At 57.5% G+C, this 15886-nt stretch carries 19 protein-coding genes and 3 tRNA genes; 14 read left to right on the top strand and 8 right to left on the bottom strand.

Going from position 1 to position 15886, the window contains the following annotated elements; all coding sequences use genetic code 11:
• Positions 1-69 precede the first annotated feature (69 nt).
• Both J1D76_RS14530 and J1D76_RS14535 read right to left on the bottom strand, forming a co-directional pair.
• The gene (locus tag J1D76_RS14530) at positions 70-351 is read right to left on the bottom strand and encodes a peptidylprolyl isomerase (protein ID WP_421138965.1); all 282 of its coding nucleotides are present in this window, start codon (positions 349-351) and stop codon (positions 70-72) included.
• 107 nt (positions 352-458) lie between these two features.
• Positions 459-1340 (bottom strand): esterase/lipase family protein, encoded by an 882-nt coding sequence (locus tag J1D76_RS14535; RefSeq protein WP_421138966.1) that lies wholly within the window; start codon positions 1338-1340, stop codon positions 459-461.
• Positions 1341-1679: 339 nt separating this feature from the next.
• Here J1D76_RS14535 and J1D76_RS14540 point away from each other — a divergent pair, with 339 nt between their 5' ends.
• Positions 1680-2744 carry a hypothetical protein gene (locus J1D76_RS14540; protein WP_421138967.1) on the top strand — a complete coding sequence of 355 codons (1065 nt, stop codon included), beginning with the start codon at positions 1680-1682 and terminating at the stop codon, positions 2742-2744.
• Positions 2745-2788: 44 nt separating this feature from the next.
• On the opposite strand, the gene J1D76_RS14545 is transcribed toward J1D76_RS14540, so the two are convergent.
• Both J1D76_RS14545 and J1D76_RS14550 read right to left on the bottom strand, forming a co-directional pair.
• Entirely contained in the window at positions 2789-3874 is a 1086-nt protein-coding gene (locus J1D76_RS14545) for a 3-deoxy-7-phosphoheptulonate synthase (RefSeq protein ID WP_421138968.1), read from the bottom strand.
• 337 nt (positions 3875-4211) lie between these two features.
• The gene (locus J1D76_RS14550) at positions 4212-4340 is read right to left on the bottom strand and encodes a hypothetical protein (protein ID WP_421138969.1); all 129 of its coding nucleotides are present in this window, start codon (positions 4338-4340) and stop codon (positions 4212-4214) included.
• 191 nt (positions 4341-4531) lie between these two features.
• Between J1D76_RS14550 and J1D76_RS14555 the strand changes: the two genes are divergently transcribed.
• The 7 genes from J1D76_RS14555 to J1D76_RS14585 all read left to right on the top strand — a co-directional run bounded on the left by J1D76_RS14555 (position 4532) and on the right by J1D76_RS14585 (position 9300).
• Positions 4532-5005, top strand: a complete 474-nt coding sequence (locus J1D76_RS14555; RefSeq protein WP_421138990.1) for a GNAT family N-acetyltransferase — start codon at positions 4532-4534, stop codon at positions 5003-5005.
• Between the two features lie 97 nt (positions 5006-5102).
• A complete protein-coding gene (gene uvrY, locus J1D76_RS14560) occupies positions 5103-5744 on the top strand; it encodes a response regulator transcription factor GacA (protein ID WP_008015884.1) in 642 nt (213 codons plus the stop codon).
• A 2-nt stretch (positions 5745-5746) separates the two neighbouring features.
• Positions 5747-7570 (top strand): excinuclease ABC subunit UvrC, encoded by a 1824-nt coding sequence (gene uvrC, locus J1D76_RS14565; RefSeq protein WP_421138970.1) that lies wholly within the window; start codon positions 5747-5749, stop codon positions 7568-7570.
• A 32-nt stretch (positions 7571-7602) separates the two neighbouring features.
• Positions 7603-8163: a CDP-diacylglycerol--glycerol-3-phosphate 3-phosphatidyltransferase gene (gene pgsA, locus J1D76_RS14570; protein ID WP_421138971.1), complete on the top strand. Its 561-nt coding sequence runs from the start codon at positions 7603-7605 to the stop codon at positions 8161-8163.
• A 63-nt stretch (positions 8164-8226) separates the two neighbouring features.
• Positions 8227-8302, top strand: a tRNA-Gly gene (locus J1D76_RS14575).
• 382 nt (positions 8303-8684) lie between these two features.
• Entirely contained in the window at positions 8685-8870 is a 186-nt protein-coding gene (locus tag J1D76_RS14580) for a hypothetical protein (RefSeq protein ID WP_421138972.1), read from the top strand.
• Between the two features lie 202 nt (positions 8871-9072).
• The gene (locus J1D76_RS14585; RefSeq protein WP_421138973.1) at positions 9073-9300 is read left to right on the top strand and encodes a hypothetical protein; all 228 of its coding nucleotides are present in this window, start codon (positions 9073-9075) and stop codon (positions 9298-9300) included.
• A gap of 16 nt (positions 9301-9316) precedes the next feature.
• Here the strand turns inward: J1D76_RS14585 and J1D76_RS14590 are convergent, their stop codons facing one another.
• Both J1D76_RS14590 and J1D76_RS14595 read right to left on the bottom strand, forming a co-directional pair.
• Positions 9317-9643: a hypothetical protein gene (locus J1D76_RS14590; protein WP_421138974.1), complete on the bottom strand. Its 327-nt coding sequence runs from the start codon at positions 9641-9643 to the stop codon at positions 9317-9319.
• Positions 9640-10992: an SDR family oxidoreductase gene (locus tag J1D76_RS14595; protein WP_421138975.1), complete on the bottom strand. Its 1353-nt coding sequence runs from the start codon at positions 10990-10992 to the stop codon at positions 9640-9642. The genes J1D76_RS14590 and J1D76_RS14595 overlap by 4 nt, the downstream gene beginning before the upstream one ends.
• A 247-nt stretch (positions 10993-11239) precedes the next feature.
• Here J1D76_RS14595 and J1D76_RS14600 point away from each other — a divergent pair, with 247 nt between their 5' ends.
• Both J1D76_RS14600 and J1D76_RS14605 read left to right on the top strand, forming a co-directional pair.
• Positions 11240-11389 (top strand): cytochrome ubiquinol oxidase subunit I, encoded by a 150-nt coding sequence (locus J1D76_RS14600; protein ID WP_421138976.1) that lies wholly within the window; start codon positions 11240-11242, stop codon positions 11387-11389.
• Positions 11390-11415: 26 nt separating this feature from the next.
• Positions 11416-11631 carry a hypothetical protein gene (locus J1D76_RS14605; protein WP_421138977.1) on the top strand — a complete coding sequence of 72 codons (216 nt, stop codon included), beginning with the start codon at positions 11416-11418 and terminating at the stop codon, positions 11629-11631.
• A gap of 116 nt (positions 11632-11747) precedes the next feature.
• Here J1D76_RS14605 and J1D76_RS14610 read toward each other — a convergent pair whose 3' ends face one another.
• Positions 11748-12224 carry a hemerythrin domain-containing protein gene (locus tag J1D76_RS14610; RefSeq protein ID WP_421138978.1) on the bottom strand — a complete coding sequence of 159 codons (477 nt, stop codon included), beginning with the start codon at positions 12222-12224 and terminating at the stop codon, positions 11748-11750.
• A gap of 320 nt (positions 12225-12544) precedes the next feature.
• On the opposite strand from J1D76_RS14610, the gene J1D76_RS14615 reads away from it, so the two are divergent.
• From J1D76_RS14615 to J1D76_RS14630, 4 genes are all read left to right on the top strand, one after another.
• A complete protein-coding gene (locus J1D76_RS14615; protein WP_421138979.1) occupies positions 12545-14332 on the top strand; it encodes a thiamine pyrophosphate-requiring protein in 1788 nt (595 codons plus the stop codon).
• 34 nt (positions 14333-14366) lie between these two features.
• Positions 14367-14798 (top strand): DNA methylase, encoded by a 432-nt coding sequence (locus tag J1D76_RS14620; protein ID WP_421138980.1) that lies wholly within the window; start codon positions 14367-14369, stop codon positions 14796-14798.
• A gap of 497 nt (positions 14799-15295) precedes the next feature.
• Positions 15296-15369 (top strand) — tRNA-Cys (locus J1D76_RS14625).
• 194 nt (positions 15370-15563) lie between these two features.
• A tRNA-Leu gene (locus tag J1D76_RS14630) sits at positions 15564-15650 on the top strand.
• A gap of 77 nt (positions 15651-15727) precedes the next feature.
• Here the strand turns inward: J1D76_RS14630 and J1D76_RS14635 are convergent.
• Positions 15728-15886: transposase (locus tag J1D76_RS14635; RefSeq protein ID WP_421138991.1), on the bottom strand; the 159-nt coding region annotated here is incomplete at its 5' end.

Genomic DNA, 15886 nt, shown 5'->3' on the forward strand with positions numbered 1-15886 from the left:
CGAATCACGCACCGTAAACACGACGGCCCACCAAAAGGCGGGCCGTTGTGTGAATCGCTCAACCGTGGATCAATCCTGACGGCTGGTCACTTCCAGCAAGTGGTAGCCGAACTGGGTCTTGACCGGACCCTGGACCACGTTGATCGGTGCACTGAACACCACGGTGTCGAATTCCTTGACCATCTGGCCTGGACCGAACGAGCCCAGGTCACCGCCTTGACGGCTGGAAGGGCAGGTGGAGTTTGCCTTGGCAACGTCGGCGAAATCGGCACCAGCCTCGATTTGGGCCTTGAGTTCGTTGCACTTGGCTTCAGAGGCAACCAGGATGTGACGGGCAGTGGCTTTAGCCATGGGAAAATTCTCCTTTCAATGTTCGGTAAAGTGCTGAGCCTACCGGATTCAGTGAGCTATTTCTTCCCAAAGTTCCGTTCCACGCGGGATCCAGGGCAGGTGGCTTTTCAAAGGCCAGCGTTTTTCAAGCGCCCGGCATGCTCGACATACAGCTCAATCGGGTCGACGCCCGTGCGCAATTGGCCTACCGGCTGGCCAATGGTGTCCAGGTGATCAAGTGCATAGTCGGAGCGGATGACCGTGCCCAGGTGGGAGCTGAAGCGGCCGACCATGCCGTCGTTCTGCTCGCCTTCGGTGACGAAATAACCGGAAAGGGCCCGGCAGAAGGCGTGGAATGGATCGAGCGCATTGAGCTGTTGTGCGAGTGCGTTCGATTGCAGGATGCCGCTCCACGAGTAATAACGCACACCATCGACCTGCTCGCGTCCCTTGCCACCCCAGGTTTTGGGCAGCCCTTGCGGGTATTTATCGTTGAATGCGCCGACGCCCTCGGTGGTCAGCGCGTTGAGGGCTGCAATGGCGTCCTGCGGCTGGTACTGGTTGTCGCTCAATGTCGCCAGGAAATCGGCGAACAGGGTCACTACGGTCTCCGCCACTTGCTCCGGCAGGCACCCGGGGGTCAGTGCCTTGCGCAGGAAATCCGCCAGCTCCGAGCCGTGGTTTGGCCCGCTGACGGATGTCACCGAAGCGACGCTGTGTGGCGCAACCGCGGCAGCATAGCGTGCGGTCAGTGCGCCTTGACTATGACCGATGAGGTTGACTTTGCTCGCGCCGGTTCCCTCCAGGACCCGTTCGATCTGGTTGAGCAATTGTTCGCCCCGGACTTCGTTGTCATGGGTGGCTGACAAGTGGGGGACGAACACCCTGGCTCCGGCGTTGCGCAACGCCTGTCGGACGTCGTGAAACAGCTCGAATTTTCCGATTTTGTCGAAGCCGAAGAGACCGTGGACCAACAGGATTGGATAAAAAGTGTGTGCATTCCGTTGCATATTCGTACCTTTTCGCAGAAGTTCGTTGGGTCTGGGTTGCGCTTCACTCTAAAACACTGTGCTTGGGTGCGATGTCTGAAAAGTCCGCTGAACAGTGCAGAAACCGGAATAGAGGAGGTACGAAAACTCAAATGCTGACGCGGGTATGTTCGGAATATCTGGACATCTTTTCGCTGGTTTCGCGCTGCTACTGAACAACGACCTACCTCGCAAGCGTCGAATTTCCTCGTCCCGTAGAGCAAGCACCCGACAGCGCGAACCGTAGTCTTGCGGTTCAATAGACGTCATCCAAAGCTGGCCAGCCGGTTGGCGTTATTCCAAGGACTGGAGCGACTCTCAATGACTGCTTATGAACCCGACACCCTGAATCTCGCGCAGCAACGATTACCCGTTCCCCTGCTTAAACAGGCAGAAAACGGCGTACTGGATCCCTCGGACAGTAAGGCGGTCATCAGGGTGCAGCCTTATGCCGGAATGAGCTGCGGCGACAAGTTGCTGTTGAATTGGACGGGGCTGGATGCCGATGGCTTGGCCTACCATCATCAGGTGGCGCGTTATGTCAGCGAAGACCGGGTAGACGACGACATCATCTTTGCCGTGGGTGGCGCGCATATCGCAGCCCTTGACGGCGGTTTTCTCGAAGTCTGGTACTCACTCATCAGTACCCGTTTTGCCGCGCCCTTGCATTCCCCGCGGTTGCAACTGAACGTAGGTGACGTGCAGACCGACTTGTTGCCCGCGACCGTGAACGAATCAGTGGGCAGAACACTGGATCCGGATCGGGTGCAAGAAGGCGCCATCGTTACGATCAAACCCTACGCGCGCATGGCGGCGGGTGACTGGGTACTGCTGACCTGGGCGGGTCTTTCAGTCGAAGGCAGCTTCAGTGATGCGCTCAGGGTCGAGCCCTTTGCGGTGGGGGACGAACTATCATTCTGGGTCACCCCGGCGTGCATCGCGCACAACCTGGGTTCCTCGGTTTCCATCGATTACTGCGTCAAGCAAGCAGGGCTTGGCCCTCGTTACTCGCAAACGACAGAGTTGATGATTGGCAGGCTCGAGCGTGGACCTTTACTCGCGCCCATTGTGCTGGAGGCCGACGAAGGCTGGCTGGACCTGCAGGATGCGCAAGATGGCGTGACCATCGTCATCGAACGGGCTCGGGCTGAGGAGGGTGAGTTGGTTTACCTCAAGTGCGATGGGGAGAATTATAGCCACCGGGATGATCGCGAAATAACACGGGAAACCGCTGACCAACCGTTGGTGTTCATCGTTCCTTATCGATTCTGGCGCGAGCATGAGGGCTCGACGATCCGTGTCGCCTATTCGGTCGAGCGGCTCGATGATGCCAGTCAGCTATCCGGGGAAACGCGGGTGCAGGTACGTGCACGGGGCGGGAATTGATGGGCTGGCGCCATCCGGGCTTTAGGGCTGGATGGCGCTGAGGGTCATGCCGGCTGGCAGCTGTTTTGATGACGTAACCGATCTGCGGCCTGGCGCAGCAAGGTCTCCGTCCCGACCCAGCCAAGGCAGCCATCGGTAATCGACACGCCGTACTGCAAGGAGGCACCTAAGGGTTGGCAACCTTCGAACAAGTGACTTTCGATCATCATGCCAATCAGCGAGCAGTCACCTTGAAGGCGTTGTTCAAGTACATCGTTGAACACCGCTGGTTGGCGCAGCGGATCTTTGTCGCTGTTGGCGTGGCTGCAATCGACCATGATGCGCGCGGGAATCTTCAGTCTGGCCAGGTCGCTGTTGACCTGGGCCACGCTGGCGCGATCGTGGTTCGGCCCGCGATGACCGCCGCGCAGGACCAGATGAGTGTCGGCATTGCCCGGGGTTTGAATGATCGCCGGATGCCCTTGGCCATCGACACCGAAATGGCGATGCGGGTGAGCGGCGGAGCGCATGGCATCACTGGCGACACCAACACCGCCGTCGGTCCCGTTCTTGAAACCGACTGGCATCCCAAGGCCGCTGGCCATTTCCCGGTGGATCTGCGACTCGGTCGTCCGGGCGCCAATCGCGACCCAGCTCAACAGGTCGTCGAAGTAGCCGGCCGCCATGGGTTGCAGCAATTCGGTCGCAACCGGCAAGCCCAGGCGCAGCATGTCGCGCATCAACTCGCGGGACAGCGTCAGGCCACCGGCCATGTCATCGCTGCCATCCAGGTGCGGATCGTAGGCCAGGCCTTTCCAGCCGACCGTGGTGCGGGGCTTTTCAACATAGGCGCGCATCACCAGCAGCATCTGGTCGCTGACGTCGGCGGCGAGGCGGGAAAGGTTGCCGGCGTATTCGAGGGCTGATTTCGGGTCGTGTATCGAGCATGGACCGACGATGACCAGCAAACGGGAGTCCTCACCGTTGAGGATCGCGCGAACCGCTTGGCGGTGGGCGGCGACTTGGCGGGTCAGGGCGTTGTCGAGGGGCAATTGCTGTTTGAGCTGCAAAGAGCTGGGCAGACGCAGGGTCAGCGCTTCATTGGCTGGGCTCAAGGTGGGCAGTGGCAGGGCAGAGACGGACGAATTCATTTTCAAGGCTTCCTGGGCGGATGGCGGGTTCATGCCCGCGCACTCGGCCCTACTGGGGTGTTCGACAATTGGCCAAATTGGTTGCGTGCGTGTGGTTGCCACCTGTGGGTGACCGATCGGAGGCGGCAGGCTGTCCCGAGCGGAGGGTGGTAAATCGCCAGGCGGTAAAACTGTCGTAACGGTAATAAGTGGCGTAGTTCATGTACTGGATCCTCTGAATGGCGTGTGTGTCGCAAAAAATCATGGGGCTGAAAAAACAAAACCCCCGGTCGGGAGGCCGACCGGGGGTTGAGAATTCTCTGGTGGCGACCCGTTTAAAGTGGGCGCCGTGTGGGTATCAGGCGCGCCAGTGGCTAAACCAATACCCAAAATAAAAGCTGACCGGAGCACAAACGTCGTTCACCCGGGCAGCCGCAACCGAGCGCAGGGCGCTGGCGGTACGAAGCTGTGAGAGGGTGTTGAACATGGTCTGTCTCCGATGAATGGGCCGAGCTTACTAGAGGGCGGTGCGCGGTTTCAATCAGAAAATGCTATCGGTCAGCGACGGCGCTTTCTATTGCTTGAGTGTGCTTGAGGTTGTGACACACTCTGCGGCTCTTGGAAAACAACTCGTCAAAGGGACACATCATGGCGCCAGTGACACTTGCCACGGGCACGATGCAGAGACAATGGCGCGAGGCCACGCAGGGTGACCTGGTGTTCGCCCGTGAACTGACCTGCAAAGGCATGCTGCCTTACTACATTCAGCATGATTTGTTGTGGCAGGACGGGGCGTTTGATGTGGCCTGGGCGGGGCGGGACAACCGAGTGATTGTCTGCGGCGAAGACCGGACCGGTTTTGTCAGTCTCAGTCGTGATGCCAGTGCGCTCTATATCCGCGAAATACATATCGTCGAAGCGTATCGGGGACAGGGCGTCGGCTCCTGGGTAATCGACCAGGTACTGGCCATTGCGCGCCTGGAATGGCGACTGGCGTTACGCCTGACGGTTTTCGAAAACAATCCGGCCCGGCAGTTGTATCAGCGCAAAGGCCTGGAGGTAGTGGGCCAGGACGAATGTTTCTTGCGAATGCAGTGCGATATCACCCGGAAAAATCACGACGATGCGCTTGCGACAAGCCTTTCAAGATGAATTGAAACTTTTAATCCGACGCTTTCTGCTAGGTCTGCCAGATGCTTTTTGCTAAGGTGTCTGGCAACCGAATAAGACCATATCGCGAGGTGTCTGCTTGATTAGGGTGCTAGTAGTCGATGACCATGATCTCGTTCGTACAGGCATTACACGAATGCTGGCTGACATCGATGGCCTGCAAGTAGTCGGCCAGGCCGAGTCGGGTGAGGAATCCCTGCTCAAGGCGCGCGAGCTGAAACCAGATGTGGTGTTGATGGACGTCAAGATGCCGGGGATCGGCGGACTTGAAGCCACTCGCAAATTGTTGCGCAGTCATCCGGACATCAAGGTCGTCGCGGTGACGGTGTGTGAAGAAGACCCGTTTCCTACGCGGTTGTTGCAAGCCGGCGCGGCAGGATACCTGACCAAAGGGGCAGGTTTGCCGGAAATGGTCCAGGCCATTCGCCTGGTATTTGCCGGGCAACGCTACATCAGTCCGCAGATTGCCCAGCAGTTGGCCATCAAGTCCTTTCAACCGACCAACGATTCGCCGTTCGACGCCTTGTCAGAGCGGGAAATCCAGATCGCGTTGATGATCGTCGGCTGCCAGAAAGTCCAGATCATATCCGACAAGCTGTGCCTGTCGCCGAAAACCGTGAACACCTACCGTTACCGCATCTTCGAAAAGCTTTCGATCAGCAGTGATGTCGAGTTGACGCTGTTGGCGGTTCGTCATGGCATGGTCGACGCCAGCCTCTGAAAATGACCGAAATCTTTGATCCGAGCGCCTTTCTGTCGACCGTCAGCGGACGCCCCGGCGTGTACCGCATGTTCGACAGCGAAGCGCGGTTGCTCTACGTCGGCAAGGCGAAAAACCTCAAGAGTCGCCTGTCGAGTTACTTTCGAAAGACCGGGCTCGCCCCCAAGACCGCTGCACTGGTCGCGCGTATCGCCCAGGTCGAAACCACGATCACGGCCAACGAAACCGAAGCCTTGCTGCTTGAGCAGACGCTGATCAAGGAATGGCGTCCGCCTTACAACATCCTGCTGCGCGACGATAAATCCTACCCTTACGTCTATCTATCGGACGGTGAGTTTCCGCGCCTGAGCATTCATCGCGGTGCGAAAAAGGCCAAGGGCAAGTATTTCGGGCCATACCCCAGCGCTGGCGCGATTCGCGAAAGCCTGAGCCTGCTGCAAAAGACGTTTTTCGTCCGGCAATGCGAAGACAGCTATTACAAGAACCGCACGCGTCCTTGCCTGCAATACCAGATCAAGCGCTGCAAGGCGCCCTGCGTCGGGTTGGTGGAGCCGGATGTGTATGCCGAAGACGTGCGCCACTCGGTGATGTTTCTTGAAGGGCGCAGCAATGCATTGACTGACGAGTTGTCCGCCGGGATGGAAGAGGCCGCGATCAATCTGGAGTTCGAGCGTGCCGCCGAACTGCGCGACCAGATTTCATTGCTGCGTCGGGTTCAGGACCAACAGAGCATGGAAGGCGGGACCGGCGATGTCGATGTGATTGCCGCGTTCGTCAATCCGGGCGGTGCCTGCGTTCACTTGATCAGCGTACGTGGTGGGCGGGTATTGGGGAGCAAGAACTTCTTCCCTCAAGTGGGCATTGAAGAGGACGTTTCCGAAGTCATGGCCGCATTTCTCGGCCAGTACTTCATCAGCAGCCCGGAACGCGACTTGCCGAGCGAGCTTATCGTCAACGTGGTCCACGAGGATTTTCCAACGCTGATTGCCGCCATCGACGAGTTACGCGGTCGTGAACTGAGCATCAGCCATCGCGTGCGGGGTACACGTGCTCGCTGGCAGCAACTGGCGGTGACCAATGCCGAGCAGGCACTGAGTGCGCGCCTGGCGAATCGTCAGCATATTACGGCCCGCTTTGATGCGCTGGCCGAGGTGCTGAAGCTGGATGAGCCGCCACAGCGACTGGAATGCTACGACATCAGTCACTCCAGTGGCGAAGCGACGGTCGCGTCCTGTGTAGTGTTCGGGCCTGAAGGCCCGATCAAGTCCGACTATCGTCGCTACAACATTGAGGGCGTTACGGCCGGCGATGACTACGCGGCCATGCACCAGGCGTTGACCCGACGCTTCAGCAAACTGAAGGACGGGGAGGGCAAGTTGCCCGACATCCTGTTGGTGGACGGTGGTAAAGGCCAGTTGTCGATGGCCCGCGACGTGCTCAATGAACTGGCGGTGCCCGACCTGATTTTGCTCGGCGTGGCCAAAGGCGCGACGCGCAAGGCGGGTTTCGAAACCCTGTATCTCAACGATGCCGCACACGAATTCACCTTGCGTGGCGACTCGCCCGCGCTGCACCTGATCCAGCAGATTCGCGACGAAGCCCACCGATTTGCCATTACCGGGCACCGCGCCCGACGTGGGAAAACCCGCCGGACGTCTACACTGGAAGGCGTCGCTGGCGTCGGTCCGACACGTCGACGGGATTTGCTGAAACATTTTGGTGGATTGCAGGAGCTGTCTCGTGCAAGCATCGAAGAAATTGCCAAAGCCCCCGGGATCAGTAAAAAGCTCGCAGAGTTGATTTATGCAAATCTGCACAGCGAGTAGAATGCCCCCTCACCTCGTAGCCAGTTGTGCCGATGAATATCCCTAATCTGATTACCGTTCTACGCGTTCTGCTCATACCGATCTTTATTTTGCTGTTTTACCTGCCTTACCAGTGGAGCTACATGGCTTCCGCCTCGGTCTTCGCCTTCGCGGCGGCCACTGATTGGCTGGATGGCTACCTGGCGCGCCGCCTGGAGCAGAGCACGCCCTTCGGTGCGTTCCTCGATCCGGTCGCCGACAAGCTGATGGTAGCGGTGGCTTTGGTACTGCTGGTGCAAGAACACGCAAACCTGTGGCTCACGCTGCCGGCCGCGGTGATCATCGGTCGCGAGATTGTCGTCTCGGCTCTTCGCGAATGGATGGCCGAACTGGGCGCTCGTGCCCACGTCGCTGTATCGAACCTGGGCAAATGGAAAACCGCCGCGCAAATGCTCGCGTTGGTGATTCTGCTGGCCAATCCTTCCGATTTCAGCTTCTGGGTCCTGCTCGGATATACCTTGCTGATGGTGTCGGCAGGCCTGACGTTGTGGTCGATGGTCCAGTACTTGCGGGCTGCCTGGCCACATCTGAAGACCGACGTCGAAAAGAAATAAAACTTTTTTGAATCAAGGGGTTGACGGGGCTTCTGGATTCTATAGAATGCGCCACACCAAGACGCGGGAATAGCTCAGTTGGTAGAGCACGACCTTGCCAAGGTCGGGGTCGCGAGTTCGAGTCTCGTTTCCCGCTCCAAATATTGCAATGCAGCATTCCATCGAACGCTGCAAAGCTAGAAAAAAGAGGCTTCGGCCTCTTTTTTCGTTCCGGCGAATTCTATCGAAATCTGCCAACAGCCACGAATTCAAGTACATCAATAAGTACATCGAAATCGTGGTTTTAGGCATAGCCAATTTCAGATAGTTGATGCATTGCCGGAATCGTACATCTCTCCTCATTCGGTCGAGACGAGGAGATGTACGCATGCGTTTAACTGATACCGCTGTGCACAATGCCAAACACTTTGGTAAAACCATTCCCTTAGGGATATGGACGGGTTGTCCCTGTTCGTTGGCGCCAAAGCGCGCAGGATACCCACAGACTGGCGCAGGCCCTTGGCTTTGCAGGTCTCAAGGATTTGCAGCGACTGTTCCGTGCGCCGCTGCAACAGGCTGCCGACACCCACAGCGAACGTATTCGGCACTTTGGTGGTGAGACATTGCTGGAGGCCCCGAGTGACGTCGGCGCGATACTGCGTGAGTTCAGCCAGGCCAATATCGTTTCCCTGGAACTCACCTGCACGCGATTTAGTGGGCTACGGTAGACAGCGCCCAAAAGGCACCTGGCCCAATGGCGCCCGATTGGCCATCAGCCTGGTGATCAATACGAAGAAGGTTCCGAACGCTCGCTCGCCATGGGCGAGGCTATACATCGTTCAAGATCTATATGACCTACGATGCGCTGAAGCTGGGCGACCGGGAGATTCTCGAGACGTTGTCGGTCGCGCGCCGCGAGGGCGCATGGTGATGCTCCACACCCAGAACAGCGATTGCATCGCCTGGCTGACCGAGCGACTACTGGTGGCCGGGCTGACTGCGCCGCGCTACCACGCCGTGTCGCGGCCGATGCTGGTGGAGCGCGAAGCGACCCATCGCGCCATTGCCCTTGCCGAACTGGTGGACGTGCCGATCCTGATTGTGCACGTGTCGGGCCGCGAGGCCATGGCGCCGCCTGCCCGCAGTACCTGTTCCTGACTGCCGACTCAACAGCTCAACGGTGGGTGCTTTCGCTCAAGGAGCGGTACCAGGGTGCATAGATTGTAGTCAGGACATTTCGTCGATTGAGGTCGGGGTGGCCATCGCACCACCAAACAGGGCCTCGTTCCCCAAGCGCAACCTTGGCTGTCTGAACACGGGCTCTGGCCAGCTTCAACGGGTCAAAATCTCCAGAGGCCTTCGCGGCTTTCACCTCACGTCGCGCCGCCATCAGCTCGTTGACGAGACGCTGGCGAACCTGTTCTGTCAGTGATGGATTGGAGCAGCGCCATAATTGTCCGTTGACGACAAAATAACGACCGTCGGGTGTCGTGGGATTCATCTGTTAAATCCCGCGCTTCCTGCTTGGCTGACCCGGGGGCGGCCAGGGCGATTCAAAACAACCAGCAAGCCTCCTAGCAATAACGTCGCACCCACCACAACGGTGAGCGAGGGTCGGTACGACGTTGCGCGCCATCCCCCGACAACGCGACGTTGGAAGCTTGATGGGGCAAACAAATTCCCCGGCGACGAAGCTGCCTGTTGACGGTGTTGCAATCCCAGGTGAGTCAGCCAACCAGACAGATACGGGAAGCCCGGCAGCAAAAAATGTGCGATCCGGGCCATCGTTGCCGCTGCGCCGACGGTGGTACTGGGTCTTGGCCGTATCGCGCATTCCAGCATGGCTTGCGCGACGAGATGGGGGTCATAAAAAGGCGTTGGTGGTTTCAGCGCATGCCCCGTGAAATTGCCAGCGTCACGAAATCCTGGTGTGTCCATGACGGCTGGATAGATGTCGCAAACATGGATTGCCGGATAGTCGAACAGTTCACCCCGCAGCGCTTCGCTCAGGCCGCGTAAACCGTATTTGCTGGCAGAGTAGGCCGCGGCATAGGGCTGTGCGACCCAACTGCCCAGTGACAGCGTATTGATCAATATCCCGCGCTTCTGTGCCTTGAAATACGGCCACGCCACATAGGCGCCGCGCAAATAACCCAGCAAATCGGTCTGCAGCACCTGCTCATGCGCCTCAAGCGGCGTCTCTTCGAAACTGCCTACTGCACCCACGCCTGCATTGTTGATCCAGATATCGATACATCCGTTGCCGAAGGCGGCGGCCTGGTCTGCCAATGCGCGCATCTGCTCGCTGTTCGTGACATCGGTGCGCACGGCCAGTGCCAAAGCGCCCAGTGCCGCGCATTCCCTGACGACTGCTGCAAGGGCGACTTCGTCACGTGCAGCCAGTACCAGCCGCGCACCTTTGCCCGCGAATGCGTGCGCGGCTGCACGGCCTATCCCGCTTGACGCGCCGGTGATCACCACCAGTTTTTTATTGAGCGGCGAGGACATGTGCTGAAAGAGCACATCAGGGCCCCTGTTGACCTCGCAGGGGAGGGGTTCCTGGCGAGCGTTGTACTGAACCTCGCTGAGTTTCAGGCGTACACCGTCGGCGAGCATCAATGTCAGGTTTTCGATGGTGCCCGCGACCCGGCCCGGAAAAACCGGCTCGCCAGCAGGATCCAGTTCGTCGTACAAAAATTGCTGCCCTTCGAGCCAGCCCACGGCAGTCATCAGTTCCGGGCCCAGATAATACTTTCCATCAAGAAAGAATCCGGGGAAATGTCGCGTGCGTTCGAGGCTTTCAACAACGTAGCGCTCGCCTGGCTTCATTCCGGTCGATGAGTCAATCATGGTGACGTCCTCAGGTTCACTGGTGTTGCGATAGAGGATGGGGCTGCTAGCAACGTTCCATCCAGATGACTAAAAGCCCGCAGGTTTCCAGGCCGACAACCGGTGCGCCGATTAGCGTTTGCGAGTGCGAGCCTCTCGTCAGACGTTGTGAACCTATTGTGCAACCGACCGCTCCACCGAGAGGTATTCGGATGAGCGATATGCGACGCCCGACACGAGGGGAAGGTGAACCCATGCGCTTGTCAAGGTGGGTCGTCAGCCGTTCACCGTCTATGGTGTGCTGCGCACGGCCGACAGCGTCTCAGCGGTGTCCCGCCAGCAAGTGACCGCTTCGGCAGGCTCGATCCCGGCTTGTCGTGTTCCTGGGGCTGATGATGGTCTTTTTCGTGGGGTTTAGAAGTCATCGAGACTACGTGCCGCTGTTTGCTGCATTGGGCATTTTTTACTGGCATTCGCGCTGGTGAGGGCGGCGTTGTATCCGCTGATCCGCCGAACCTTACACTGCAAGCGGCAGCGTCCAGCCCACACAGCCAGGCCTTCATGTTGGTCGGCTTCGCCGCGTTGATTCCAGTGACACACATCTACAACACCTACGGTTTCAAGGTCTTCAGCGGCAAGGTTCACCCACTCAAGGAGTGACGCCTCACGCTGTTGTCGGAGCGAGCTTGCTCGCGATGGACCCAAGAGCGCTGCGTTTAACCAATAAACACGCGTTTTCGTTAACGACCATCGCGAGCAAACTTGCTTCTACAGCATCAAGCTGCCAGATGATTGGCGGCCCACTCCTTTTTAAAACCGGCCTTCATCGTTTCCATTTGCTCCCCGAGGTCGTCGAGTTTGGCTTTGCCCAGGAGCTTTTTTGCCTGAGGAAACATTTCGGTTTCCTCTTCTTCAATGTGATGCTCCAGCAGTTCTTTTACGACCTTCACTCGTCCGGCAAATTCCGGGGTGCCTGGATCCGTCTCTTTCAGATCCGGCAATACCAGCGAGTCGACAGTGCGATGCTCTTCCTTGGCCTCAAAGTACATGACGTCCTGCTCTTTAGTACCCGCCTCTTTGAAAGCCGGGTAGAGGATTTCTTCCTCCAGTTTTGTATGGATGGAGATCTCCATCTCCAGCTTGTCCAGCAGTTCAGTGCGTTTCTTTGTCGCTCTGTCCGTCGATTCACTCAATTGGGCAAGGATGGCTTTCACTTTCTTATGGTCGGCTTGCAGAAGGTCGATGGCGTTCATGTTGGCTGCCTCAGGTAGCACGGAAAAATGAGCCCCCAATGGATCAAACATTGAGGTACCGCAGAGCTATCGCATTTCCTGTGCCAAAGACTTCATTCAACCAACTCGTGCGCAAACAATGACTTGCGAATCGTACTCGTTGAACGGGGCATGCAGTCTGCAAGAACCGGCGATTTCGCCATTGCAGATAGCGGCAGTGCCTCACTGCGAGGCTGCAATAATCGGGTCGAACTTCAAAGCCGGCCCGGCTGTCCAGACCCTTACACCTCTCGGCAGGCTGATGGCCGGGATTTTTGAATGGTGAAAGATGAGGAGCGATGATGGCCATGACAGTGGGGGATTTTCTGGTTGAGCGGCTCAGCCAATGGGGCGTGACCAGGATCTTTGGTTATCCCGGGGATGGGATCAATGGGGTGTTCGGAGCGCTAAATCGAGCGCAGGGAAAAATCGAGTTCGTTCAGGCCCGGCATGAGGAAATGGCGGCGTTCATGGCCTCAGCGCACGCCAAATTTACCGGCGAATTGGGCGTCTGCATCGCCACCTCTGGCCCTGGCGCCTCACATTTGATCACCGGCCTTTACGACGCGCGGATGGATCATATGCCGGTACTGGCAATTGTCGGCCAGCAGGCTCGTGCAGCGCTTGGTGGTCATTATCAGCAAGAGCTGGATCTGGTGTCGATGTTCAAGGATGTGGCCGGTGCTTTTGTGCAGCAAGCCGTGGTGCCGGGGCAAGTCCGCCATTTGATCGACCGGGCAGTGCGAACGGCGGTGGGGGAGCGCCGCGTCACCGCGATCATTTTGCCTAATGACCTGCAGGATGCCGAGTATGAAGCGCCAGCGAGGGCGCATGGCACGGTTCATTCGGGAGTCGGCTACACCAAACCCAAAGTGCTGCCTTACGAGGTCGATTTGCAGCGTGCTGCCGATGTGCTCAACGCGGGTGAGAAAGTTGCCATCTTGGTCGGCGCCGGTGCGTTGCAGGCAACAGACCCGGTAATTGCGGTGGCGGAAAAGCTCGGCGCCGGGGTGGCCAAGGCATTGCTTGGCAAAGCCGCGTTACCCGATGAGTTGCCTTGGGTCACCGGGAGCATCGGGCTGCTCGGTACCGAGCCCAGCTACAAGTTGATGACCGAATGCGACACCTTGCTGATGATTGGTTCCGGGTTCCCCTATTCCGAATTTCTGCCAAAGGAAGGCCAGGCGCGCGGCGTGCAAATCGACTTGCAGCCCGACATGCTCAGCCTGCGCTACCCGATGGAGGTCAACCTGGTGGGCGATGCCAGTGAGACGCTGACGGCTTTGCTGCCTTTGCTGGAGCAAAAGACATCGCGCAAATGGCGCAAAAAGGTTGAAGGCTGGCGCAGCACTTGGGAGAAAACCCTGGAGAGGCGCGCGCTGGTCAAGGCTTCGCCGGTCAATCCGCAGCGAGTGGTATTCGAACTGTCGCCACGCCTGCCGGAACTGGCAATCATCACCAGCGATTCGGGCTCTTGCGCCAACTGGTACGCCCGCGATCTGAAAATTCGTCGCGGCATGAAGTGTTCTCTATCCGGTGGGCTCGCCTCCATGGGCGCTGCGGTGCCTTATGCGATTGCAGCGAAGTTTGCGTTCCCGCAACGTGCGGTCATCGCCCTGGTCGGCGATGGCGCGATGCAGATGAGCAACCTGGCGGAACTGATCACTGTCGCCAAATACTGGCGGCAATGGGAAAGCCCTAAATGGATTTGCGCCGTTTTCAACAACGAGGATTTGAATCAAGTCACTTGGGAGCAACGAGTGATGGAAGGTGATCCGAAGTTTGAAGCTTCGCAAAACATTCCTGACGTTCCCTATCACCTGTTTGCCATCTCCATTGGCTTGAAGGGGATTTTCGTCGAGCGCGACGAAGACGTGGCATCGGCCTGGGAGCAGGCCCTGGCGTCGGATGTGCCCGTGCTGATCGAATTCAAGACAGACCCGAATGTCCCGCCGTTACCCCCGCACATCAAGCTTGAACAGGCGAAAAAATTCGCTACGACACTGCTCAGGGGCGACCCCGATGAGACCGGGGTCATCGTGCAAACAGCCAAGCAAGTGTTAGGGGCTGTACTACCGCAAAAAAAATAACATTGCTGCGCTCTGCGAAGCCAGAAGGTGCCAGATGCACACAAACATCAGTGCGAAGGACTTACACATCAGCCTCGACGATGCGAACGAAGAGGGGTTGTTCAAGTGGTTGATCGCCAGCTTCCTGATGGGCAAACGGATTCAGGCCGACATCGCAGTGAAGGCTTATCAGGTGATTGTCGACAAACATCACCGTGATACACCTCGCAAGCTTGCCCACTGTAGCCACCGCGAACTGGTGGCGATGCTCGGCGAGGCGCATTACGTGCGGTATGACGAAACCACCGCGTCCCGTTTGTTGGCGTTGGCCGCAAAGCTCAACGGCGAATACGCCGGAAAAGTGCGCAAGATATTGGAAGCCAGTGCTAACCGTGCCGAGTTTGAACAACGTCTGTCTGCCTTCGAAGGGATCGGCCCCAAGACCGTTGAGATTTTCATGCGGGAGGCAGGGAGGGTAATTTTTTGAGTGGCCAATCGATTTTCATGGTTGTGCAGGTTTCAGCGGATGGCTGCTCGTGCTTGAAAAAGAGATAGCTGGCTGAGCAAAAAAATTCAATGTTTGCGACGTCATGCCTGGCGACTGACCCCAAACCCTATTGATGTGTCCATTGAATGCGCAGTCTAAAAAAAGCGACAGTCACAGGGCATCCTTCTCTCCACGTCCTCGTCTACGCGCCGCTCATTCCCTCGATCGCTCTGCGTCAAGGCGGGCTCCACCGGTGCCAAGGTCCAATACAGAACGGGACGTTTGAGCCCATGAGCAATGAAACTCGCCGCCAGAATTTTTTTTGAAATCAAGGGGTTGCCAGTCTCAAGAAATGAGTACATAATTCACGCCATCGAAAGCACTGACGGCTGAAAAAGGTCAATGTTTTCAAGGAGATAGAGCGCGAATCAACGTGTCGTTTCCCGTATCAGGTTTGTTCACATTTGATGTTGCGCTACTGACAGCAAATGTTTTGAGGCCGAGTAGCAAAATGGTTATGCAGCGGATTGCAAATCCGCCTACGCCGGTTCGATTCCGACCTCGGCCTCCACTCATAAACGAGCTCCGTAGATCTATGATTTACGGAGCTTTTTTATTTGCAGTAGGCTGCAAGATTTAGTCTTGAAAAGGGTATTTGCAACCTTGCTTCACCGGGGCGGGATGTATATATTTCCACCTCTGCTGCACAAGCGTCGGACCTGTCAAAAAGTATTTGCCAGAACCCGGTCGCTTCACCGCGCTACCGCCCGAATGGCGAAACTGGTAGACGCATGGGACTTAAAATCCCCCGCTCGTAAGGGCGTGCCGGTTCGATTCCGGCTTCGGGCACCATTTCCAGTTTCACAGGGTTTCGCCAAGCTTCACGAAACCCCTTAAATAGCCGCCTAGAGCGGCTTTTTTATGGTTCTTCACGGATTACCGGGAAAGACGCTCTTGATCCTCATGAAAAAGAATTCGCTATCCCGGTAACCGTACGCCATCCGTTTGATGACCTTTATTCGATTGTTTATGCCTTCCAACTGTCCTGTGTGCATCGGCCAGCGAACCCGACTGACGATGCCTCGCCA

This window comes from Pseudomonas sp. NFX15 (genome assembly GCF_049132105.1).
Lineage (GTDB): Bacteria > Pseudomonadota > Gammaproteobacteria > Pseudomonadales > Pseudomonadaceae > Aquipseudomonas.

What these genes read in the sequence shown, in the direction of transcription:
- J1D76_RS14590 (WP_421138974.1), bottom strand. Translation starts at nt 9,643, where the DNA reads ATGAATCCCACGACACCCGACGGTCGTTATTTTGTCGTCAACGGACAA.
- J1D76_RS14595 (WP_421138975.1), bottom strand. Translation starts at nt 10,992, where the DNA reads ATGATTGACTCATCGACCGGAATGAAGCCAGGCGAGCGCTACGTTGTT.
- J1D76_RS14585 (WP_421138973.1), top strand. Translation starts at nt 9,073, where the DNA reads ATGCTCCACACCCAGAACAGCGATTGCATCGCCTGGCTGACCGAGCGA.
- J1D76_RS14615 (WP_421138979.1), top strand. Translation starts at nt 12,545, where the DNA reads ATGGCCATGACAGTGGGGGATTTTCTGGTTGAGCGGCTCAGCCAATGG.
- pgsA (WP_421138971.1), top strand. Translation starts at nt 7,603, where the DNA reads ATGAATATCCCTAATCTGATTACCGTTCTACGCGTTCTGCTCATACCG.
- uvrC (WP_421138970.1), top strand. Translation starts at nt 5,747, where the DNA reads ATGACCGAAATCTTTGATCCGAGCGCCTTTCTGTCGACCGTCAGCGGA.
- J1D76_RS14610 (WP_421138978.1), bottom strand. Translation starts at nt 12,224, where the DNA reads ATGAACGCCATCGACCTTCTGCAAGCCGACCATAAGAAAGTGAAAGCC.
- J1D76_RS14540 (WP_421138967.1), top strand. Translation starts at nt 1,680, where the DNA reads ATGACTGCTTATGAACCCGACACCCTGAATCTCGCGCAGCAACGATTA.
- J1D76_RS14620 (WP_421138980.1), top strand. Translation starts at nt 14,367, where the DNA reads ATGCACACAAACATCAGTGCGAAGGACTTACACATCAGCCTCGACGAT.
- J1D76_RS14535 (WP_421138966.1), bottom strand. Translation starts at nt 1,340, where the DNA reads ATGCAACGGAATGCACACACTTTTTATCCAATCCTGTTGGTCCACGGT.
- J1D76_RS14555 (WP_421138990.1), top strand. Translation starts at nt 4,532, where the DNA reads ATGCAGAGACAATGGCGCGAGGCCACGCAGGGTGACCTGGTGTTCGCC.
- J1D76_RS14550 (WP_421138969.1), bottom strand. Translation starts at nt 4,340, where the DNA reads ATGTTCAACACCCTCTCACAGCTTCGTACCGCCAGCGCCCTGCGCTCG.
- J1D76_RS14545 (WP_421138968.1), bottom strand. Translation starts at nt 3,874, where the DNA reads ATGAATTCGTCCGTCTCTGCCCTGCCACTGCCCACCTTGAGCCCAGCC.
- J1D76_RS14530 (WP_421138965.1), bottom strand. Translation starts at nt 351, where the DNA reads ATGGCTAAAGCCACTGCCCGTCACATCCTGGTTGCCTCTGAAGCCAAG.